The 21,014-nt window shown below is 71.6% G+C and carries 18 protein-coding genes and 1 pseudogene; 8 read left to right on the top strand and 11 right to left on the bottom strand.

Translation table 11 applies throughout. The features are described 5' to 3' along the window. Positions 1–80 precede the first annotated feature (80 nt). Both ACFXI4_RS08660 and ACFXI4_RS08655 read right to left on the bottom strand, forming a co-directional pair. On the bottom strand, positions 81–740 hold the full coding sequence (locus ACFXI4_RS08660) for a response regulator (RefSeq protein ID WP_384988985.1): 660 nt from the start codon (positions 738–740) through the stop codon (positions 81–83). Further along, positions 737–1,888, bottom strand: coding sequence for a sensor histidine kinase (locus ACFXI4_RS08655; protein ID WP_384988984.1), 1,152 nt, complete (start codon positions 1,886–1,888; stop codon positions 737–739). The genes ACFXI4_RS08660 and ACFXI4_RS08655 overlap by 4 nt, the downstream gene beginning before the upstream one ends. A 153-nt stretch (positions 1,889–2,041) precedes the next feature. On the opposite strand from ACFXI4_RS08655, the gene ACFXI4_RS08650 reads away from it, so the two are divergent. Beyond that, positions 2,042–3,247: an acyltransferase family protein gene (locus ACFXI4_RS08650; RefSeq protein WP_384988983.1), complete on the top strand. Its 1,206-nt coding sequence runs from the start codon at positions 2,042–2,044 to the stop codon at positions 3,245–3,247. A gap of 30 nt (positions 3,248–3,277) precedes the next feature. On the opposite strand, the gene ACFXI4_RS08645 is transcribed toward ACFXI4_RS08650, so the two are convergent. After that, positions 3,278–4,117, bottom strand: a complete 840-nt coding sequence (locus ACFXI4_RS08645) for a DUF1206 domain-containing protein (protein ID WP_384988982.1) — start codon at positions 4,115–4,117, stop codon at positions 3,278–3,280. A gap of 106 nt (positions 4,118–4,223) precedes the next feature. Here ACFXI4_RS08645 and ACFXI4_RS08640 point away from each other — a divergent pair, with 106 nt between their 5' ends. Together ACFXI4_RS08640 and ACFXI4_RS08635 are read left to right on the top strand one after the other, a co-directional pair. Further along, positions 4,224–5,807 carry an FMN-binding glutamate synthase family protein gene (locus ACFXI4_RS08640; protein WP_384988981.1) on the top strand — a complete coding sequence of 528 codons (1,584 nt, stop codon included), beginning with the start codon at positions 4,224–4,226 and terminating at the stop codon, positions 5,805–5,807. Positions 5,808–5,928: 121 nt separating this feature from the next. Further along, positions 5,929–6,765: an RNA polymerase sigma factor SigF gene (locus ACFXI4_RS08635; RefSeq protein ID WP_362728080.1), complete on the top strand. Its 837-nt coding sequence runs from the start codon at positions 5,929–5,931 to the stop codon at positions 6,763–6,765. A gap of 47 nt (positions 6,766–6,812) precedes the next feature. Here the strand turns inward: ACFXI4_RS08635 and ACFXI4_RS08630 are convergent, their stop codons facing one another. Then, entirely contained in the window at positions 6,813–7,265 is a 453-nt protein-coding gene (locus ACFXI4_RS08630) for an ATP-binding protein (RefSeq protein WP_362728082.1), read from the bottom strand. A 255-nt stretch (positions 7,266–7,520) separates the two neighbouring features. Between ACFXI4_RS08630 and ACFXI4_RS08625 the strand changes: the two genes are divergently transcribed. Then, entirely contained in the window at positions 7,521–7,691 is a 171-nt protein-coding gene (locus tag ACFXI4_RS08625; RefSeq protein WP_362728084.1) for a hydrophobic protein, read from the top strand. Between the two features lie 270 nt (positions 7,692–7,961). Here ACFXI4_RS08625 and ACFXI4_RS08620 read toward each other — a convergent pair whose 3' ends face one another. After that, entirely contained in the window at positions 7,962–8,159 is a 198-nt protein-coding gene (locus ACFXI4_RS08620; RefSeq protein WP_384988980.1) for a hypothetical protein, read from the bottom strand. 54 nt (positions 8,160–8,213) lie between these two features. Here ACFXI4_RS08620 and ACFXI4_RS08615 point away from each other — a divergent pair, with 54 nt between their 5' ends. Continuing rightward, complete coding sequence (locus tag ACFXI4_RS08615; protein WP_384988979.1) at positions 8,214–8,603, top strand: AI-2E family transporter; 390 nt, start codon at positions 8,214–8,216, stop codon at positions 8,601–8,603. 359 nt (positions 8,604–8,962) lie between these two features. Further along, positions 8,963–9,727, top strand: coding sequence for a snapalysin (gene snpA, locus ACFXI4_RS08610; RefSeq protein ID WP_384988978.1), 765 nt, complete (start codon positions 8,963–8,965; stop codon positions 9,725–9,727). Positions 9,728–9,846: 119 nt separating this feature from the next. On the opposite strand, the gene ACFXI4_RS08605 is transcribed toward snpA, so the two are convergent. The 3 genes from ACFXI4_RS08605 to ACFXI4_RS08595 all read right to left on the bottom strand — a co-directional run bounded on the left by ACFXI4_RS08605 (position 9,847) and on the right by ACFXI4_RS08595 (position 12,855). Further along, positions 9,847–10,191, bottom strand: coding sequence for a hypothetical protein (locus ACFXI4_RS08605; protein ID WP_384988977.1), 345 nt, complete (start codon positions 10,189–10,191; stop codon positions 9,847–9,849). Between the two features lie 248 nt (positions 10,192–10,439). Then, the gene (locus ACFXI4_RS08600) at positions 10,440–10,919 is read right to left on the bottom strand and encodes a DUF5990 family protein (protein WP_384989028.1); all 480 of its coding nucleotides are present in this window, start codon (positions 10,917–10,919) and stop codon (positions 10,440–10,442) included. A gap of 244 nt (positions 10,920–11,163) precedes the next feature. Next, entirely contained in the window at positions 11,164–12,855 is a 1,692-nt protein-coding gene (locus ACFXI4_RS08595) for an acetolactate synthase large subunit (protein WP_384988976.1), read from the bottom strand. Between the two features lie 210 nt (positions 12,856–13,065). Here ACFXI4_RS08595 and ACFXI4_RS08590 point away from each other — a divergent pair, with 210 nt between their 5' ends. Further along, entirely contained in the window at positions 13,066–13,803 is a 738-nt protein-coding gene (locus ACFXI4_RS08590) for a flavodoxin family protein (protein ID WP_384988975.1), read from the top strand. A gap of 36 nt (positions 13,804–13,839) precedes the next feature. Then, positions 13,840–14,061 (top strand): annotated as a pseudogene (locus ACFXI4_RS08585) (DUF5994 family protein); the annotation flags it as partial. 139 nt (positions 14,062–14,200) lie between these two features. On the opposite strand, the gene ACFXI4_RS08580 reads toward ACFXI4_RS08585, so the two are convergent. From ACFXI4_RS08580 to ACFXI4_RS08570, 3 genes are all read right to left on the bottom strand, one after another. Next, positions 14,201–15,907, bottom strand: coding sequence for a SpoIIE family protein phosphatase (locus ACFXI4_RS08580; protein ID WP_384988974.1), 1,707 nt, complete (start codon positions 15,905–15,907; stop codon positions 14,201–14,203). A 647-nt stretch (positions 15,908–16,554) separates the two neighbouring features. Then, positions 16,555–18,168 carry a hypothetical protein gene (locus tag ACFXI4_RS08575; protein ID WP_384988973.1) on the bottom strand — a complete coding sequence of 538 codons (1,614 nt, stop codon included), beginning with the start codon at positions 18,166–18,168 and terminating at the stop codon, positions 16,555–16,557. A gap of 974 nt (positions 18,169–19,142) precedes the next feature. Continuing rightward, positions 19,143–20,708 (bottom strand): hypothetical protein, encoded by a 1,566-nt coding sequence (locus ACFXI4_RS08570; protein ID WP_384988972.1) that lies wholly within the window; start codon positions 20,706–20,708, stop codon positions 19,143–19,145. Positions 20,709–21,014 lie beyond the last annotated feature (306 nt).

Genomic DNA, 21,014 nt, shown 5'->3' with positions numbered 1-21,014 from the left:
CGTCGCTGATCGGCCCCGGGGAGGGACTCGCACTGGGCGGCAGGGTGGAGTGATCGCCGGGCTCCTCCTCAGGGATGACGTCAGGGGCGGCGCGGCCGGACCAGTCCGCAGTCGTAGGCCGCGACGACGGCCTGGACCCGGTCCCGCAGCCCCAGCTTGCGCAGGACCGCGGAGACATGGTTCTTGACGGTGGCCTCCGACAGGTCCAGCTCCCGGGCGATCTCGGCGTTGGACAGCGCCTGCCCGACCAGCGTGAGCACCTCGGTCTCCCGCCGCGACAGGCTCTCCAGCCCCTCGGGCGGGCGTACGCGGGGCGCGGTGCGCAGCAGCCGGTCGAGCATGCGGCGGGTGACGCTCGGCGCGAGCGGCAGGTCGCCGCGTGCCGTGCCCCTGACGGCGTCGACCAGTTCGGCGGGCCGGATGTCCTTGAGCAGGAATCCGCAGGCTCCGGCCCGCAGCGCGGCCAGGACGTGTTCGTCGAGATCCCACGTGGTCAGTACGAGAACCCGGGCGGTACCGCCGTCGGCCACGATCTGCCGGGTCGCCTCGATGCCGTCCAGGACCGGCATCCGGACGTCCATCAGCACCACGTCCGGCCGCGTCCGGCGCACCAGCCGGACCGCCTCGTCGCCGTCGGCCGCCTCGCCGACGACCTCCAGGTCGTCCCGGGCGTCGATGATCATACGGAAGCCCGTGCGGACCAGGGCCTGGTCGTCGGCCACCACGACACGGATCGTCACGACGAGCCCCCCACGGCCGGTCCCGCGCCACCGGTGGGCAGTGTCGCGCGCACGCTCCATCCGCCGCCGTCGAGCGGACCGGCCCGGAGGCTGCCGCCGAGCAGCGCCGCGCGTTCCCGCATGCCCGTCAGGCCGTTCCCCGAACCCGCCGGCACGGCCGCCCGCGTCCGCGCCGTCGGCCGGCCGTTGTCGGCCACCTCGATGTCCAGCGCCGCCGCGCCGAGGTGTACCGACACCCGCACCTCGTCGGCGTCGGCGGCATGGCGCAGGACGTTGGTGAGCGCCTCCTGGACGATCCGGTACGCCGTGAGATCCACGGCCGCCGGCGGCCCGCTCCCCGCGGGAACCTCCCCGGGACCGTCGCGCCGTACGACCACCGACAGACCGGCCGCGCGCACCGCGTCCGCCAGTTCGTCGAGGCGGCCCAGCCCCACCGGCCCCCGACCGGGCCCGTCCTCCTGCGCGTCGTCCCGGAACGCCCTGAGCAGCCACCGCAGTTCGGTCAGCGCCGAGCGGCCCACGGCCTCGATGTCCCGCAGCGCCTGCCGGGCCTGTTCGGGACGGGCCGCGAACCCGTCCTCGGCGGCGCTCGCCTGGATCACCATCACGGACACCGTGTGCGCGACCACATCGTGCACGTCGCGGGCGATGCGGGCCCGTTCCTCCGCCACCGCCCGCCGCGTCTCGGCCGCCGCCCTGGCCCGCCGCGTCCGGTACAGCTCACCGGCCGTCCAGGCCAGGGCCACGGCCAGCAGATAGAGCGGCACACCGAGCCGGTCGCCGGCCAGGAGCGCCAGCGGCGCCGGCGCGCACATCGCCGTCCCGCCCCACCGGGAGATCCGCCCGGGCCGGGTCGCCACCAGCACGCACAGCGCGATCTGCGCGGCGAGCAACGCGCCCGTCAGGCTCACCGCGGGAGACAGCGCCCATACCGCGAGCCCCGTCACCATCGTCACGGCGAGCACGGTGGCCGGGCTGCGCAGGACCCGCGACAAGGCACAGACCTGGACCACGACCAGGGCCGCCGCCACCCACGGCCGCCCGGCCGAACCGGTCCCCACCTCCAGCGCCACCGCCGAGCCGAGCACACTCGTCACCAGCACCCCCGACCCGTACCACAGCAGACGCCGTCCCGGTTCCAGACTCACGTGCCCCACCGTAGCGACAGCGGCCGCAGAGCGGCGCTGACCTGCGGGGAACAGGCGAAATGGTGTGATCCCGGATCGCCGGGGCAGACGCGGCTCATCATGAGCACCCTCCATCGGAGCACCGCGGACGAGGCCACCCGGTACAGATCTGACGTGCGAGCGGCGCCGCCGCTCGTACCCTCCGCGGCCGGACGGGGCGCAGCGGAGGGAACCGGCGGACGGGGCTTCTCGTCGGCGCTGCACGGTGGCGGGCGGGTCGCGGGGATCGACGGACTGCGGACCGTCGCGGTGGTGCTGGTGATCGTGTATCACGTGCGGCCGGACCTGGTGCCCGGCGGCTCGGTGGGCGTGGACGTGTTCTTCACCATCAGCGGCTTCGTCATCACCCGGCTGCTGGTCGCCGAGTACGCCCGCACCGGCCGGATCGGGCTGTGGGCGTTCTACCGGCGGCGGTGGCTGCGGCTGATGCCGGCCCTGCTGGTGATGTGCGCGCTCACCGCCCTGCTGTCCCTGGCCCTCCCGCTGCCGCTGTTCCGCGGCACGTGGGTGGCGGCGGTGCTGGCCGCGGGTTCGGCGGTCAATCTCGTACGGGCCGGGGCGTCGGCGACCTCGCCGGACCTCACCGCGCCGCTCGGCCACACCTGGTCCCTGGGGGTGGAGGAGCAGTTCTATCTGGCCTGGCCGCTGCTGGTGCTGGCGCTGCTCCGGCGCTCGGCGCCGCGTGCGGTGCTCGGCTGGGTCACGGCGCTGTGCGTGCTGCCGGTGCTGTGGCGGACGGTCCTGTGGGATCCCGCGGCGGTGCACCGCATCTACAACGGCCCCGACACCCGCGCCGACCAGCTCCTCGTCGGTGCCCTGCTGGCCCTCGTGCTGGCCCGGCTCCGCGCCGACGACCCCCGCCTGGCGCTGCTGCGCCGATGGGCCGGACGGCTCTGCCGGCCCGCGGCCGTGCTGCTGGTGCTGATCGCCTGGCGGATCCCGATCACCGAGACGAACGGGTGGAGCCCGGTCTGGTACACGGCCGGATTCCTGGTCGCGGCCGTGCTGTCGGCCACTGTGGTGGCCGCACTGCAGCTGTGCCCGCGGTCGCGGCTCTCCCGCCTGCTGTCGCTGTCCGCGCCCGCGTGGGTCGGGCGCAACCTCAGCTACGGGATGTACTTGTGGCACTACCCCGTCATCCGGCTGCTCCACGACCTCGGTGTGCGCGGCGCTCCGCTGGTCCCCGTCGGCCTCCTGGCCACCCTCGTCGCGGCCCTCGCCTCGTACGCCCTGCTGGAACGCCCTCTGCTGCGCCGCGGCCGGAGCCGGGTGCGCCGGCCGGAGCCGGCCGGCGTGGCGGCAGCCACCTCCGCCCCGTGACCGGCACACCGCCGGACGTCCCCTCGCCCGTCAGACCTTGCGCCAGCGCGCGTTGGCCCAGGAGAAGACCCCGAAGGCCATGAGGCCGACCGCTATCAGCGCCAGCAGCCAGGGGCCCGCGGGGGTGCCGGCGAACGTCCGCAGGGTGTCGTCCGTCCCCTTGGCCCTGCCGGGCTCGTGCTGGACGGCCGCGGCGATGGCGAAGCCGCCCGCGGTGGCGAACACGACGCCCCGGGCCGTACCGCCGAAGACACCGAAGAAGGAGACGACCTTACGTACCTTCTCCGACATCTCCGACATCTTGAGATGCTTCTCGAACTTGCGCATGACGGCCCGGACGGCGATCCAGACGCCCGCGGCGGTCACCGCCGCACCCGCGACGCCGACGATCCACTGCCCGCCCGGCCAGTCCAGCGCCTTCGCCGTGACGTCCTGGGAGTTGCGGTCGGAACTCCCACTGCCGCTGCTCTCGTCCCCGGCCGCGTACGAGAGCACGGAGTAGGTGACGAATCCGTAGAAGACGCAACGGCCCGCGGCCATCGCCCTCTTGCCCGGCTTGTCGCCGTCGGGGCCCGCCTGCCCGAAGGCGGCCTCGGACAGCCGCCACAGGGCCATCCCGGCCAGGGCGATGCCGAGCAGCCACAGCAGCACGGTGCCGAAGGGCTTCTGGGCGATCTCGGCGATCGCGCCGCCCCGGTCTGCCTGCTCGCCCCCGCCGGAGAAGGCGATCCTCAAGGAGAGCACGCCGATCAGCGCGTAGATGACCCCGCGGGCCGCGAAGCCCGCCCGGGCCGCCACCGCGACCGCTCTGCTGTTCGCCGCTCGTCGGGCCCGAGCGCGTCCGTCTGCCGTTGCCGATCCAGTAGCCATGCCCTACCGGTTGCCCCCGAAGGACAGGGCCATCCCGGGGCACGGGACGCCGGTTCGGGTTCCGGCCCTCGCGCATGGCTCCCGCCAACCGGGCAATCCGCCAGGTGTGACACGCGTCGGAATCATCGTCCTGATCCTGGTGGCGGCCGTCGCGGCGGTGGCCGCGGCGGCCGGCCTCTCGCCCTACTGGTGGTTCGCGGCCGTCCCGCTCGCCTGCGTGGGCGCTGTCGGCGTCCGGGACCTGGTGCAGCGCCGCCACACGGTGCTGCGCAACTATCCGGTCCTCGGCCACGCCCGGTTCCTCCTGGAGCGCGTCCGCCCGGAGCTGCAGCAGTACTTCATCGAGCGGAACTACGACGGGCGCCCCTTCGACCGGGACGTGCGCAGCATCGTCTACGAGCGGGCCAAGGGCACCGACGCCGAGGAGCCCTACGGCACCGAACGGGACGTGTACCGGCCCGGTCACGAGTTCCTGGTCCCCTCGATGGCGCCGTGCCCGGTACCGGAAGCCCCGCCGCGGGTGCGGATCGGCGGACCGGACTGCGGCCGTCCCTACGACATGGCGCTGCTGAACGTCTCGGCGATGAGCTTCGGCTCGCTCTCCGCCAACGCGGTCCTCGCGCTGAACGGGGGTGCCGCGGCCGGGGGTTTCGCCCAGGACACCGGCGAGGGCGGACTCTCCGAGTACCACCTCCGTCCGGGCGGCGACCTCGTCTGGGAGATCGGCACCGGGTACTTCGGCTGCCGTACCGACAAGGGCGGGTTCGACGCGGCCGAGTTCACCGGGAAGGCCGCCCACGATCACGTCAAGTGCGTGTCCCTGAAGCTGTCGCAGGGTGCCAAGCCCGGCATCGGCGGCGTCCTGCCGGGTGCCAAGGTGAACGCCGAGATCGCCCGGGTCCGGGACGTGCCCGAGGGCCGGACCGTGGTCTCCCCGCCGTACCACCAGGTGTTCTCCACCCCGCGCGAACTCGTGCTCTTCATCGCCCGCATGCGCGAGCTGGCCGGGGGCAAGCCCGCCGGGCTGAAACTGTGCGTGGGCTCGCGCCGGCAGTTCCTGGCCGTGTGCAAGGCCATGCTGGAGGAGGGCACGGCACCGGATTTCATCGTGGTGGACGGCGCCGAGGGCGGGACCGGGGCGGCGCCGCTGGAGTTCGCCGACCATGTGGGCACCCCGCTCACCGAGGGCCTGCACACCGTGCACAACGCCCTGGTGGGCACGGGGCTGCGCGACCGGATCAGGATCGGCGCGAGCGGCAAGATCGCCACCGGCAGCGACCTGGTCAAACGCATGGTCCAGGGCGCCGACTACGGCAACTCCGCGCGGGCGATGATGTTCGCCGTCGGCTGCATCCAGGCACAGAGGTGCCATACGAACACCTGCCCCACCGGCGTCACGACCCAGGACCCCCGCCGGGCCCGCGCCCTCGACGTCCCCGACAAGACGGCACGCGTCCAGCGCTTCCAGGAGGCCACCGTGGCCGCCGCCTTGCAGATCATGGCGTCCATGGGGGTCACCGATCCCGGGCAGTTGGCCCCGCACATGCTCCGCCGGCGGGTGGACCCCGGCACCGAGCGCTCCTTCGCGGAGCTGTACGAGTGGCTCGCGCCGGGGCAGCTGCTCGACGGCCCGCCGGCCTCCTGGGCCGCCGACTGGGCGGCCGCCGATCCCGACCGTTTCACCGTCTGAGGACCGGGCCGTTCCAACCGGGTTCGCCACCGAGGCATGCCGGTCGGAACCCGGGGTAGGCGCGGGCTTGCCGGGCGACGGACCCGGCGAGGACGATGGTGATCGACCGGGAGGGCCCATCATGCCGACGACGACCGTTGAGACCGCCCAGCAGACGGCGGACGTTCCCGCGATAGCGGACCCGTCCAAGGTCGCGCCGAAGGACGCACGGGCGCTGTCGAAGCTGTTCTTCGACCGGCTGGCGGTGCTGGAGGAGGGCACGCCCGAATACAGCTGCGCCCGCAGCACGCTGATCGAGATGAACATGTCCCTGGTGCGCTTCGCGGCCGGCCGCTTCCGCAGCCGCGGGGCGGAGGAGATGGAGGACATCGTCCAGGTCGGCATGATCGGCCTGATCAAGGCGATCGACCGCTTCGAGATCTCCCGCGAGGTCGAGTTCACCTCCTTCGCCGTGCCGTACATCGTCGGCGAGATCAAGCGCTTCTTCCGCGACACCACCTGGGCGGTGCACGTCCCGCGCCGGCTCCAGGAGGCCCGTGTCCAGCTCGCCCGCGCCACCGAGGAACTCCGCAGCCGCCTGGACCGCACTCCCACGGTCAGGGAACTCTCGGAGCTGATGAGCCTGCCCGAGGACGAGGTGCGCGAGGCCCGGCTGGCCGCCAACGGCTACAACTCCTCCTCCCTGGATGCCGCGATCAGCGGCGGCGAGGACGGCGAAAGCGCGCTGCAGGACTTCATCGGCGCCGAGGACACCGGGCTGGAACTGGTGGAGGACTTCCACACCCTGGCCCCGCTGATCGCCGAACTCGACGAGCGTGAGCGGCAGATCATCCACATGCGGTTCATGGAGGAGCTCACCCAGGCCCAGATCGGCGAGCGTCTGGGCATCTCCCAGATGCACGTCTCCCGGCTCCTGTCCCGTACCCTCGCCCGCCTGCGCGAAGGCATGCTCAGCTGAGGACTCGCGGGTGGGAACTCCCCGGCCGGGAGTTCCCGCCCGCGAGCTCACGAGGTCGCCGGCCGGCGCAGTCGGAGGTGCGCGACGACCTGTTTGCCGGCGCCCTGTACGACGGTGTGCAGTCCGCCGCACAACCGGACGACCAGGTGCAGGCCGTGCCCGCCGACCCGGCACGCGTCGTGGGCGTGCAGTTCGGGTGGGTGCGGGGAACCGTCGCGCACCGCGATGCGCAGCACGCCGGCGTCGGGTGACACCTCCAGCGCCAGACCGCCCGGGCCGGGCGCGTGGCGCAGCGCGTTGGTGACCAGTTCACTGACGATGAGCTGGGCGTCCTGACTCGGCCGGTGGGCAGGGTGGTGGCCGGCGCGGGCCAGCAGCGCGCGCACGGCCGCCCGGGCGTCGGCGACCGACGCGTCCGTCGTCTCCCAGGCGGTGCTGTACCGCAGGGGTGCCGCGGGTTCCTGTTCGTCCGATGCCCGGTTCTTCAGCGGGGTGACCATAGAACTCTTCCCGTGGGTCGTCCTTGTCTTTCCGGTTCTTCGGCCTTTCGGCTCTTCGGCTCTTCGGTTCTTCGGTTCTTCGTTTACCCGTACTCGCCCCTTTCATGAGCGACCCGGCAAATCGACTTTCCCCGGCCATTCCGCCCGCCGATTCAGTGGCCGCCCCTTCCCGCGCTTTCTCTTCACAAACAAGGAAGTGATGGTGAGTAGCGGTGAAATAGCGGGGCACTCGGAGCGGCAAGGAGGTCGTTAATCATGGTTCCCTTGCTTCTTGTTCTGCTTCTCGCAGTGATCCTTTTCGGCGCCGGGTTCGCCGTCAAGATTCTGTGGTGGGTGGCCATAGCCGTGCTGGTGCTGTGGCTGCTCGGATTCGTGATGCGTTCCACGAACGCCGGAGGTGGCCGCGGACGCTGGTACCGATGGTGACCTGAATCCACACCCACCCCTGCGGTCGTGTGCGCCGAGGACGGCAGCCGGCCGGCCGAGTCCCTCAGGGCCGTCCAACCGCGGTGCGTGGTGGGCCGGTTCGCCGCGCGCTCGTGGGTGACCGTGGGTTCGCGCCGGGCCTGGCGGCGAGCCTGGCACGGCTGCCCGTCCAGACGGTCCTGCGGGTGAGTTCGATGCCGGCCTTGCTGCCGGCCGTGTTCATCGCGATCAGCCTGGAACCGCTCCTCGTGTGGTTCACGCGCCGAGGCCTCAGGCGCGGCCGGCCGTCGCGATCGTGCCGACGGGGTTCGTCGTGGTGCCCGGCGGTTTCCTGGCACTGGTCGTCCCGCCGGTGGCCAAGGAGGTCTCCGCGCCGGTCGACGCCGTACCGGGCCGGCTGCAGCAGGTCCACGACCCTCGGTCGACGGTCGGGCGTCTGGAGACCATGAACCGGACAGGCAGGTTCATGCCCGGCAGCCTCGCCGCCTCGGGATCGCCGGGCCGGCCACCTTCGACTGGTGCGTGGCCACCGGCGTCCCGTACGCCGCCGCGCCGGGGATCTTCACGGCCCTGACGGACATGATCCCGATCGTGGGCTCCACCCTGGCCGGCACCGTCGTCAGCCTCGTCGCCCTGTCCGCGCCCCTGCCCGTCGCGATCGCGGCGGGCGTGTTCCACGTCACCTTCCGGGGCGCGGAGGACTACCTCATCGTGCCGCGGGCGTTGCGGTTCACCGTCGACGTCCTGGTCCTGGACGAGTACGTGTTCCCCGGGAAGGAACAGGCAGGACGCCCCGAAGGTGACGACCGGTTCGACCTCTCCGAGAGAGGACACCGGGCCCCGACGAAGAAACAAATACTCCTGATCTATGACGTCGGTCACAGGCCTTCACGAATCTACCGGCACGCTTAGTAGATATGACGTGGCGGACATCTAGGCATTTGTCCGTCTTGGCCCGGATGTAATCCCGCGCACACGTCCCGGCTTCCCCGCTCGGCGGTCCGCACGCCCACTGCCGCACGCCGTAAGGCTTCTGACGTCGCGACAGGTCCTCCTCCCGCCGCCATGTGCGGACCGGAGACCCGAACACCGCCCCGGCGAGGTCCCGGGACCTACGAGGCTGCGTAGTGGTGGGGACCCTTTGCGCTCCCTGTAAAGCGGTCCTAAGAATGTCGACCCACAGGACGTCGCCGCAGTTCGGTACCGGTAGGCGCGCAGAGTCGACGGCGCACCGGGCGCTCGGCGTCACCGAGTGAGTAGGAGCCCCCCACATGAAGTCGTCCCGAACGTCCGCGAGACTCCTCGCTCTCGCTCTCGGCCTGGCCTCCAGTGCGCTGGGCGCAGCGGTGCCGGCGAGCGCCCAGACGGCCGCCACCCCGTCCGCCCCCGCCGGCACCTCCAAGGCGCGGTACGACGGGTCGACCAACGAGGAAGCGAACAACAAGGCGTTCTTCGAGGCCGTGCTCAAGTCCGTCGCCGAGAAGAGTGCCGCCCAGCCCGCCGGGCAGGCGGTGACCGTCTACTACGACGCCTCCCACGCACCGAGCTTCGCCTCGCAGATATCGAGCGCTGCCTCGATATGGAACAGCTCCGAGTCCAACGTCAAACTCCAGGCGGCGTCGAGCGGTGCCGACTTCTCCTACTACGAGGGCAACGACTCGCGCGGCTCCTACGCCTCCACCAACGGCCACGGAAGCGGCTACATCTTCCTCGACTACTCCCAGACCCGGCAGAACGACTCGGTCCGCGTCGTCACCCACGAGACCGGACACGTGCTGGGCCTGCCGGACGACTACAGCGGGCCGTGCAGCGAGCTGATGTCGGGCGGCGGCCCCGGCCCGTCCTGCACCAACCGGACCCCGGACGCCACCGAGCGCGCCCGCGTCGACCAGCTGTGGGCCAACGGAGCCGCACAGGCCCCGGGCTCGTCGAACCAGCCCGCTCAGCAACCGACCACCACCCCGCCGGTGTGGACCGTGCCGCCGGGCCGGGGCCAGCTCCCGGGACGTGTGCCGCAGACCACACCCTGGGGCTGATCGCCGAGCCGGGGCACCGCCTTCACGTCCGGACCGGAGGCCCTCCTCCTCCGTGATGCGGTGACCCGGCGGCCCCGCACGGCGAGGAGGGCGGCGAACGGGCCGGCGGAACCTGCCGCCTACGTGCGCAGCAGCCGTTGGGTGAGCTCCCGGTACTGCCGCAGCGCGATCCGGTGTTCGGCGGAGTCCGCTTCGGGATCCTGGTCCTGCCAGCCGGCGCGGAGGACCTGCCGCGCCTCCGCCAGGGCCTTCGCCAGCTGGGCGGCGGCTTCGTCGAAGGCGCTTTCAGCCTCCTCCAGAGCCTCGCGCGGGGTGTCCGCGAAGGTGTTGACGGCATGCCCGAGGCGGCGCACGATCTCGTCCCGCTCCTCCGGCGGGAGCAGCGGCTCCGGTCCCGAGGCGCGATGTCCGCCCGAGCCCGGAGGCCGGTCAGCGGGCTGCTGGGCGCGTGTCTGGTCGTACATCGTGATGTGTACCGCTTCCGTTTGCGAGGGGATCACCGCCCGGAGGCGCCCCGCGCCTTCCCGACGGCCTGTCACAGACTCCCGAGCCCCGGCCCACGCCGCCCTTCAGAGCCCGTGGCCGCCCCGCCAGTCAACGTCCGGCGGCGACGGGTGTCAACGCGACGGCTTCCCGGGCGCGTCGGACCGGCGCCGCCGACGCCCGCAATCCGGACACCGCACCGACCGGGGCCCCGCATGCCCCCTCGCGCTCACGAGGAAGGGCCCGCGGTCCAGGTGATGTGCGGAGGCTCGACGCGTGCGCACAGGGGGCCGCCGGCGGCGTCGGTCAGGCCGAGACGCCCGACCAGCAGGCCGTGGTGCGCGGCGGCGGCGAGCACGTCGGCGGGGACGGCGTCGAGCATGAGCTTGGCACGGCGGAACATGGTGAAGACGCCCGAGTCGTCGAGCGTGCACCAGGACAGGTAGATGAACCGGCGGCCGAGGCGGTGCTGCACGTACGGACCCGTCACATCGACGCCGTCGGGTGTGACGGCCGCGGCGCACTCCAGGGTCCACGTCACGGACGCGGCGTCGCCCGGATGCGGTTCGAGGAGCTCGCCCGGACGGTCACGGCGTTGCACGGCGACATGGACGTCGGCGAACACCGGGCCCTCGCCGCCCGCGGGAGCCGGGCGGACGCGGCCGGGCAGGTCGACGGCCTCGATACGGATACGCATGACCACCATCATCCGCGAAGCCCGGCCCCGGGAGTCCGCCCGCGGCTTCGGTGTCCGGGCTCCGGTGAAGAGGTCCTCGTCACGCAGCGTCCACGACGGGCCGCCGCACCGGCCGTTGACCGCCCCCGCTCTCGGCGCCGCGAACTCGTCGCCCTTCGCCAGGGCGACTTCCATGACCCGAGACACGCAGGGCAGCCGAACCACCGCATTGCGCCGGACAGCCTCGAACCTGCCCGGGAGACTCTGGGCCGCCGGATCAGAACGGGCCGTGGAGAGTGCCCAGTCTGTCGGTCAGCCGCAGGTTCTCGGAGTAGTCGACGGGGCACGCGATCACGGAGACCGAGTCGTCGTCGAGGGCGCGGCGCAGAACGGGCAGCAGCTGGCCGGCGGTCTCGATCGCATAGCCGCGTGCGCCGAAGCTCTCGGCGTAGGCGACCAGGTCCGGGTTGGTGAACCGAGTGTGGCTGTGGCGGCCGAGTTCGAGTTCCATCTTCCAGGTGATCAGGCCGTATTCCTCGTCCACCAGGACCAGGACGACCAGCGGGACGCGTTCACGGACGGCCGTCTCGAGTTCCTGGGAGTTCATCAGGAACGAGCCGTCGCCCATCATCGCCAGGACCCGCCGGTCCGGCCGGGCCAGCTTGGCGGCGATGGCCCCCGGCAGGGCGAACCCCATGGTGGACAGGCCGTTGGAGACCAGGCAGGTGTCCGGTTCGTAGGTGGGGTAGAGACGGGACATCCACATCTTTCCGGCACCGGTGTCGGCGAGCACGATGTCGTGGCGGTCCAGCGCGGTGCGCACATCGGTCACGACGCGCTGCGGTACCAGGGGGAACGCATCGTTGTCACGTCCGTACCGCAGTTCCTCGTCGAGCAGGGTACGGATCTTCTCGCTGCTTCCCGACTCGTAGGTGAGTCCCTCGGGCAGTGCTGCCCCGAGCGCGTCCAGCGCCTGTGAGAGGTCACTCTCGACACCCACGGCGACCGGGTAGTGGGTGTCCACCTCGGCGGGGAAGCGGTGGATGTGAATGATCCGCTTGTCGCCGTTCGGGTTGATCTTGACCGGGTCGAACTCCTGGATCTCGTAGCCCACGCAGAGCAGCACATCGGCCGCGTCGAAGCCGAAGTTGCCGTAGTCGTGGCGCATGAAGCCGACCGCGCCGAGGGCATTGGGATGGTCGTCGGGAAAGACGCCCTTGCCGTGGAAGGTGGTCGCGACCGGGATGTCCAGCCGTTCGGCGAACCGCACCAGGGCGGCCGAGGCCCCGGCCCGGGCGGCGCCATGGCCTGCCAGTACGACCGGGTGCCGGGCCGCCGAAAGCACGTCGGCCGCCCGTGCGATCTGCGAGGGTGACGGTGCGTCGGCCCGCACCGTGTCGATCTGCAGGGGCTCCAGTGGCGCGGCCGGACGCTCCGCTTCGACGTCCTCCGGGACCGCGAGGAACACGGCGCCGGGCCGTTCGCTCTGCGCCGTCTTGAACGCCTTGCGCGTCATCTCCGGCACCGCGTCCGGGCACTCGATACAGGCCGACCACTGGGTGACGGGGGTGAACATCGACACCAGGTCGATGACCTGGTGCGACTCCTTGTGGATGCGGCGCAGGGAGCCCTGCGCGGCCAGGGCCAGCATCGGCGCACTGTTCGTCATGGCGTCCGCGGTGCCGAGCAGCAGATTGATGGCGCCGGGCCCCAGCGTGGCCGAACACACACCGGCCCGGCCGGTCAGCCGCCCGTAGATCTCCGCCATGAACGAGGCGGCCTGTTCGTGACGCACCAGGACGTACCGGATCCCGGAGCCCTTCAGCGCGTCGACGAAACGGATGTTCTCCTCACCCGGGATGCCGAAGACGTACTCCACGCCCTCGGCCCGCAGACAACGCACCAACAGGTGCGCGACGTCATCGACTGCTTCGGTGTCCCGTGACCCGGTCGCGCCTTCGGTGCCCATGAGGCGAACGTAGGCACGCCCGCCCGCCCCGGCCACTCACCGGCCGCCATCCGGAGACCGGTGGCGGGTACCGGCCCGCGCCGGAGTCCGAGCACCGCCAGGGCCGTTCGGAGGCACTGTGGTGGCGCCTGCCGCGGGCGGCCCGCACGCTGGACCCGGATGTGGACGCGCCGCCGAACGCCTGGCGGCGGCAGGCTCTGGGAGGACTGTGTGACCGCTTCGTCGCCCGCCACCGACGCACCGCCGGCCCGGTACGACGACCTGCGTGCCCTGGTGATCAACTGCACCCTCAAACGGTCGCCCGGCATCAGCAACACCCAGGGGCTGATCGACCGCAGCACCGCCGTCATGGACGCGCAGGGGGTGCGAGTCGACGTCGTCCGGGCAGTGGACCACGACATCGCCACCGGGGTCTGGCCCGACATGACGGAGCACGGCTGGGAGACGGACGCCTGGCCGGACCTGTACCGGCAGGTCCTGGCGGCCGACGTCCTCGTGCTCGCCGGCCCCATCTGGCTGGGCGACAACAGCTCCGTGATGAAGCGGGTGATCGAACGCCTCTACGCCTGCTCCAGCCTGCTCAACGACGCCGGCCAGTACGCCTATTACGGCAGGGTCGGCGGCTGCCTGATCACCGGCAACGAGGACGGCGTCAAGCACTGCGCCATGAACGTCCTCTACAGCCTGCAACACCTGGGGTACACCATCCCTCCCCAGGCGGACGCCGGATGGATCGGCGAGGCCGGCCCCGGACCGTCGTACCTCGATCCCGGCTCGGGCGGCCCGGAGAACGAGTTCACCAACCGCAACACCACCTTCATGACCTGGAACCTGCTTCACCTGGCCCGCGCACTGAAGGACCTCGGCGGCATCCCCGCCTACGGCAACCAGCGCACCGCCTGGGACGCCGGCTGCCGCCGCGACCACGAGAACCCCGAACACCGCTAGCGGCTCAAGTCCCTACTGACTGCGGGGACGGCAGCGGTGCCGCCCCGGGTCGCCCGGCGCTCCCCTTCCGTGGCGGCCGCTTCCCCGCACCACGAGGCCCGGTCCGTCGACGGGGCACGGCGGCCGCGCTCCCGCGACCTCCTCGTGGAACTCCCGCGACCGCTGGCCTTGGTGCCGCGCGAGTGGGGCCGTGTCACCGGCGCCACGGTCGAAGGAAGGGAGTGGTCGGCGGCGCCCGGCCGGACACTCGTCTCCCGTCAGGTCGTACGACCGCACAGAGCCCTGGCGGCGGAACGCGGGAGACGACGACCGCCCGCCCGTGGTGCCGGCCGTGCCGCCCGAGCCGTTCCGCGTCCTGGTACCGACGAGGGGGACGTGAGCGGAGGCATCCTCGGGATCACCTCGCGGGCACCGGCAGGCGCAGGGCGAGCAGGGCGACGTCGTCGGTGCTGCCGGGCGGCATCCGGGCCGTCAGCCGGTCGCAGAGCGTGTCCAGCGGTTCGTGGGCGAGGCCGAGGGCGTGGCGGCGCAGCCGGCCTAGCCCGGTGTCCAGGTCGCTGCCGGGGGACTCGATCAGGCCGTCGGTGTAGAACAGGAGCGTGGACCCCGGTGGCAGGGCGTGCTCGGCGCTCGGCCGACGGCTGCCGCCGCCGAGATCGGTCCCGAGGATGAGTCCCTGCCCTGCTTCGAGGTACTGCGCGTTGCCTTCCGGGGTGAGCAGCAGAGGCGGCGGGTGCCCGGCGCTCGTCCAGCTCAGCGTCCAGGGACCGGAGTCCGGACCCTGGACACGGGCGAGGACGAGGGTGGCCATCGACACGGTCGTGATGGCGTGCATGGCGTCGTCGAGACAGTCGACTACCGCACCGGTCGGCCCGGTGTGGTCCCAGGCAAGGGAACGCAGGACGCCCTGCAACTGCGCCATGCCGGCCGCGGCGGTCAGATCGTGGCCCACCACATCGCCGATGACCAGAGCCAGCGAGCCGTCCCTCAACGGAAACGCGTCGTACCAGTCCCCGCCGACCTGCGAACCGGCCGGCGCCGGCTGGTACCGGGCCGCCAGCCGGATCCGGCCGTGCTCGGGCAGCGGGGGCAGGAGGTTGCGCTGCATGGCCTCGGCGATCGCGCGCTGCCGGCCGAAGCGGCGGGCGTTGTCGATGACCAGGCCGACCCGGCGGCCTACGTCGCTCACCACGTCCAGGTCGCCGGTGCCGAAAGGCCGTGCCGCGTCGGTGCGCACCAGTGTCAGGGCGCCGGTGACCCGCCGTCCGCTTCCCAGCGGCACCGTGATGACGGAAGCCGCGCCCGTCGTTCTGAGGAAGTCGTCCTGGACGGCGGCCAGCGGCGAGTCGGACGCCGCCTCCGGCACCGCCCGGTCCTGGAGGACGGGACCTCCTCCGTTCAGCACCTGGACCAGGGGCGACTGCGCCGACTCCCCGGCAGGGGGCAGCTGACCGCGCCAGTCCTCCTGCCCCGCGTCACGGCCGTCGGGGCCGGTCACCGTCACCCGGTGCACCTGACCCGAGCCGACCCGCAGGTCCACCGCGGCCCAGTCGGCGAGACGGGGAACCAGGAGCCGGCTCAACCGGGCGAGAGCCTCGTCGACCTCCAGGGTCTGACCGAGCACATCGGTGATCTCCGCGACGAGCGTCAGCCGCTCGGTGAGACTCTCCAGGGCGCTCGTACGAGCGGCCCGTTCGGCCCGCTCCGCGCGTTCCCCGGGGGCACCGCGGTCCGCCGCCGTCTCGACGATGAGTACGGCCATGCCCGCGAAGGCACCGGAGACGCCGTCGTCCGTCAGGGGCGTGGCCGACCAGGAGACCGGGATCAGCCGGCCGTCGCCGCGCAGGTACCTGTCGTCGTGCCCGCGAGCCGGACGGCCCTCGGACAACACCCGCAGCAGCGGGCAGCCTTCTCGCGGGACGGGGGCGCCTCCCGGGTCACGGTGGCACAGGTCGTGCAGGTCCCGGCCAACCATCGTCGCCGCCGGCCGGCCCATCAGCCGTTCGGTGGCCGGGTTGACCGCGGCGATTCGTCCGGCCGGGCCGATCACGACCACGGCCGTGCCCATCTGCTCGACCACCTGCTGCCACAGACCTGGCTCCACCGCCGACAGCCGCCTCTCGTGCTCTCCACCGGACCTCAGGCCCTCGACCCCGGGCGATGGTGCCGTCGGTGTCCCGATGGTCCCCCACCGAGTACCCGCCCGGACGGCCGACACGACTGTGCCTCCGCGGATTCCCCGGTACCGCCACTCCGGCTGGCCCCGCCGCTCCCACGCCGTGGGCCTCCGCCGCCCGGCTCGATCCCCGTCCGCCCGAGGCGGCCACGATCCTCCAGGAGTTCCGGCCGCTCCCCGGCGAACTACGGCTCTGACGCGAAAGCCTTGGCGGCCAAGTGCCCGCTCGGCAAAGACGTCGCCCTCCCTCTTGCCGGGATGCGCCCCGGCCGGCAGATGCCCGGCGCGGTTCGGGACAGGCAGGCCGAGTGCTCCCACCTGTGCGAACCACTGACCGGTTGGCGTGCAGCCACAGGTCAACGAGGTGTGGCACGGTGAACGGCCCGCGACCGCAGGGCACGCGCCTCCCACGCGCCCGGTCTCCGAGCACGACAGGCGCCGGAGAACGGCGATCCGGGCGTACGCGCAGTCCTCGGCCGAGCCGGATGCCGCGGACCGCTCCCGCCTTGGAGCGGTCCGGGATGTGGTGGTGTCATGACCCGATTTGTCCCTCGGGCTTGGGCCCGAGGAACAGGTCAGCGCACGTGGACGTACTTCTCCGGGCCGTTGGAGTCGACGTGGTGGCTGTCGGAGGTGAACCACACGACGGTCCAGGTGCCACCGTGAGTCGCCTTGCCGCTCAGGTGGTAGGCGCCCTTGGTGTCGGTCTTCACGCGCGTGACGTAGTGCCACGTCTTGCTTCCCGTCGCCCGGAACTCCAGGTACGCGTAGGTATGGGAGATGCCGGACCAGGTGCCGGACGGACCGCGCTGCTGCAGGTGGCCGCCGAATGTCACGTACGTGTTCTTGCGCACCGTGGTGTGGCTGGGTTTGCCCCCGGTGACGCGGGTGGGAGTGCGGTAGATCTTGACCGCCGCGCTGTAGGAGGGCGAGTAGTCCGGGGTGCCCGGGAAGTACGCCCGCCAGTAGCCGTTCGCCTGGCCGTCGTAGGTCGCGTAGGTCATGAACTCATCACCGGCGAGACCCGACCGGCCGATCCGGGTGCTGCCGACGGTGTGCCAGGTCTTGCCGTTGGACGAGTACTGGATCGTCATGGAGTGCGTGTTGCTCGCGAACTCCGTCCCGTGGAGGTCCAGACGGCCGTCGATCACCGCCTCGCCGTACTCGTCCTCGCTGACGTGGAACGGGGTGACGCGGCTGGGCGCCGGGACGTGCACGTATACCGGTGTCGCGTCACTGTCGGTGCTCAGGAGGAAGGGATCGTAGTCCCAGTAGTTGTTGAAGTAGTACGCACCGGCGGTACCGGTGCTGACGGCGAAGGTGCCGGTGGCGGTGGTCCTGACCGTGGCGGAGAAGGAGGCCGGCCCCATGGTGTAGATCTTCTGGTCCGGCGTGCCCATCCAGGTGGACCCGACCTTCCGTTCGAGCACACCGGTGATCGTGGTGCGGCCGCCTCTGGGAACGTCGACGTCGGTCTTGCTCAGGACGCGAATCCGGGTGGTCTCCGCCGTCGCCGGCACGGTGAGCGACGTCTGATCGCCGGTGTCGAGGAAGTATGGGTATCCCGCGGTGGCGGTGCCGTCGGCGCCGGCCGTCCGGTAGGTGACGCGATCTTTCACCGTGACCGGCGCGGCCACCCGCCCGTCCGCCCGCGCGGTGGCGACCGCGACCGTTTCCGACGGGACGCCGGCCTCCGGATCGGCAAGGGCGACCGACACACCGGCCGGGTCGAGCACCGCGCCGGTGCTGGGGTCGGTGACGGTGACTGGGGCGGAGACGGTGTACGAGCGGTGCTCGTAGTCCACGGAACTCCGGTCGGACGCCAGCTTCCCGACGGACACCTGCGCCGCGTAGGTGAACTCGCCGACGTCGGGGAAGTCTTCGACGTCTCCCGAGCTGTCCGTCACGTCCACGGAGACGTCGTAGACGCCCATGGCGGGAAGGACGGGCCGGTCGGCCGAGACCTGGCCGCCGTAGTAGGGGTTCGGCACGAAGTCCGACGTCGTGGCGACGCAGGGCGCGTCCGCGGGCGCTCCGTGCGGCCGGTAGCGGGCGGTGATGCCCGTGACCGTCGCGGTGGCGCTGTAGACGGACAGCGAGAGTTTCCAGTGGTCCGACGAGGAGTTGCCGACGCCGTACACCTCGAACTGGTGCGGATCCGGGCTGCCGGCGGTCGGCGCGGACGTCACGGTCTCGGACGGGACCGGGCCGGCGGTGCCGGTCGGTGTGGCGACCGCGGAGCCCGTTGGTGTGTCCGGTGGGCCCGGGCTCGCGGCGACGGACGGGCTCGCAGCGGCACCCGACACCGGCTCATGCGGCGCGGCTGTCGCGGAGTCGGCGGCGGCTGCCGGAAGGGCCAGTACGGCTGTCAGCAGCGCACCGGCTGTCAGGGCAGGCAGAACAGCACGAAGTCTCACTCGACGAATCCCCCAGAATATGCGAATACCCGTACCACCCACGCCATTTCAGCGGCGATCGCGGTGCGCCACGGGTCGGCCAATCGTAGAGCCGACCTCCCACGCGACCGCGCTCAGGGCCCGACGCGTCGCGGATTCGGGTGCGGGCGGGCGCGACTGTCGGTCGCCGGGTCTCACCACATACCCGGACGCGTTGAACCGACTATCAGGGAGCACTCGACGGCGTGGGCCGAGACGGGCCTGTCCGGTCTGCGGGCGCGGCTGGCGCACGAAACGGACGGTGCCGTCGATCCAGACGATCAACGCTCCGCCACGAATCGGGCACGCGACGACCGATCACGATGGACAGCAAAAAGGCCCAGGTCGCTGACCTGGGCCTTCTCCAGGGAGCGGGTGACGAGAATCGAACTTCGCGCTCTCAGCTCGGAAAGCGACGGCGCTCCGGAAACCCGGGGTTCTTCTAGGCGCCCGCGCTCCGATGTGCCGCCCTCAGCGGGCAGGTTCGCGCTGCTGCCCACCGTGGTCGACCGGCCTGGAGGGCACGCTCCGGGCACGCCCTCCGAGACGAGCCGCCGCAAGCCTTCCTCTGTGGCGGATGCACGACCGGGTCCGGAAGGAAGCGCTGGCCGACGAGACGGCCTTGCACGGGCACATCAGGCAGCGGCGGAGCGGCGGACCCTGTCAGTCGGGCACGGCCCGGATGCCGGATTCCTCCGGGCCGGCGGACCATCAGGGGAGCAACGCCTTCAGCCTATGGCGTACGCCCGGTACACCGTCTCCACCGAGCTGTCCCCGGCGGAGTCCGTCACCTCGGAGCGCAGGGCGACGGCTCCGGACGCCGGGTTGCGGACGGACGCCTGCCAGGCCGATCCGGCCCGCTTGACAGTCGCCGCCTTCCAGGTCTTGCCGCCGTCGGCGGACGACCAGACCCGGACGGACTTGGCGGTCACCTTGGTGAGCTTGGTGTCGGGGCCCTGGGAGGCGCGTCCGGCACTCACGTCGACCGTCGTGGTGCTGTTCGGCGCGGCCTGGTTGTGGCTGTTCAGCCCGGTGGGCAGAAAGCGGGTCAGGAAGACGGGAGCGACGATCGCCTTGGCCGGGTCGGACACCTTGAAGTGCCAGTCGAGGGTCGCCCGCGGGGACAGCATGCCGGCCGGGAAGGTGATGCCCGGACGGTAACGGTGGGCGTCGACGGTCAGGCGATACCAGCCGGCCGAGCGGACAGGGGCGTCGAACTCGGCGGGCCCGGTGCGCCAGTCGGTCAGAGTCTGCTTCTTGACGGTGGTGCCGCCCTTGGACAGGACCACCGTCTCCTTCGTTACGTCCCCCCAGTCGCCGCCGATGTCGAGGTCGCCGATCAGTGCGTCCGCAGAGAAGGTGACGGACTTCTGCCCGAGCAGCGGCAGATTGCGCATGGGGCCCCAAGCAGCCCGGCCGAAGGACTGGGTGAGGCTCTGCCCCGCCTTCAGAGTCCTGAGCTTCGGAAACCCGCCGCTGACGTCGTCGCCGTTGCTGCCGAAGATGTCGTCGCGCGGCTGCCAGGTTCCGGGAGTCAGATGGACGGTGGCGCTGTACGGGGCGTCGTCGTCGCGCACCTGGGCCATCAGGTCGGTCGTGCAGTCATCGGTCTTCGGCACCGCCTGGAGCGCGGTGTCGACCTGAGTACCCATCTGCGTTCCGGCGCGCACCGAGAAGCGCATGGTCGCAAGCCCCGACCGCTTGAACGAGCCGCCGGGCGCCGCCGGGATGCCCGTGGTCTTCTTCACGGCGACATAGCTGTCGTTGCCGGACCACTGCGCGAGGTACCCGAACTGCAGCAGCTTGGAGGAGTTCGGGATGGCGTAGAGGGCTCCCTCGTCGTTCCAGCCACCCGCGCTGAAGGCGGAGGGCATGTCCATAGTGGCGGCACACACCTGCGCGCTGACTCGTGGCGGCCCGGTCACGTCGGCAGGCGTGTCGAGTGACACCTTGACAGGCTTGCCCTTGCGCGCGTCGAGCGTCACCGACTTGCTGCCCGACACCGTCACGACCTGCGCGCCGATGGTGTCGGTGCCCAGACCCTCGGTAGCGCTCTCGTATATGTCGGTCATCGCGAGGTAGCGCCCCGACGGCAGGCTGATCCGCTTGCCCGACTTGACTGTGTACGTCTGACCGGACGGCACGGCGACGACGGTGACGGTCGTCGAGACCTTGGCCCCGTGCCGCCCCAGCGTGGTGACCGTCAGCGAGCCCGATGCCGCCTGCGCGGCGGCGGAAGCGAGCAGCGGTACCAGCGCGGCCACCCCGACGAAAGCGAGCGATCTTCGTGACACCCTCAACAACTCCCCCTCAGGCCAACAATTTTGGCCATCATAGGATCGCCACACAGACGGCAGTTCACGTCCGGAGACGCATCTGATCAAGGAGTGACAAAAAAATCACGGGGCTCCTGCCCCGAGGTGAGGCCCTCATGACGTGAGCGGCATCAAGACCGGCTCGCCGCCCAGGCACGGCTGCGTGCGGCGGAACCGGGGGAAGGAACCGCGGCCGCAGCCGATGACAAGGACTGGCTCTGACAACGACAGGCTCACCGACGAGGCTCTGCGCGGCTGCCGTGACGCCAAGCCCCGGACCTCGCC

The organism is Streptomyces sp. NPDC059224, assembly GCF_042754285.1.
Lineage (GTDB): Bacteria > Actinomycetota > Actinomycetes > Streptomycetales > Streptomycetaceae > Streptomyces.
This window is presented reverse-complemented; position numbering and strand designations above follow the sequence as displayed.

Coding starts and splice junctions, on each gene's coding strand:
- ACFXI4_RS08645 (WP_384988982.1), bottom strand. CDS start 4,117: ATGGCTACTGGATCGGCAACGGCAGACGGACGCGCTCGGGCCCGACGA.
- ACFXI4_RS08635 (WP_362728080.1), top strand. CDS start 5,929: ATGCCGACGACGACCGTTGAGACCGCCCAGCAGACGGCGGACGTTCCC.
- ACFXI4_RS08630 (WP_362728082.1), bottom strand. CDS start 7,265: ATGGTCACCCCGCTGAAGAACCGGGCATCGGACGAACAGGAACCCGCG.
- ACFXI4_RS08625 (WP_362728084.1), top strand. CDS start 7,521: ATGGTTCCCTTGCTTCTTGTTCTGCTTCTCGCAGTGATCCTTTTCGGC.
- ACFXI4_RS08620 (WP_384988980.1), bottom strand. CDS start 8,159: ATGAACCTGCCTGTCCGGTTCATGGTCTCCAGACGCCCGACCGTCGAC.
- snpA (WP_384988978.1), top strand. CDS start 8,963: ATGAAGTCGTCCCGAACGTCCGCGAGACTCCTCGCTCTCGCTCTCGGC.
- ACFXI4_RS08605 (WP_384988977.1), bottom strand. CDS start 10,191: ATGTACGACCAGACACGCGCCCAGCAGCCCGCTGACCGGCCTCCGGGC.
- ACFXI4_RS08600 (WP_384989028.1), bottom strand. CDS start 10,919: ATGATGGTGGTCATGCGTATCCGTATCGAGGCCGTCGACCTGCCCGGC.
- ACFXI4_RS08595 (WP_384988976.1), bottom strand. CDS start 12,855: ATGGGCACCGAAGGCGCGACCGGGTCACGGGACACCGAAGCAGTCGAT.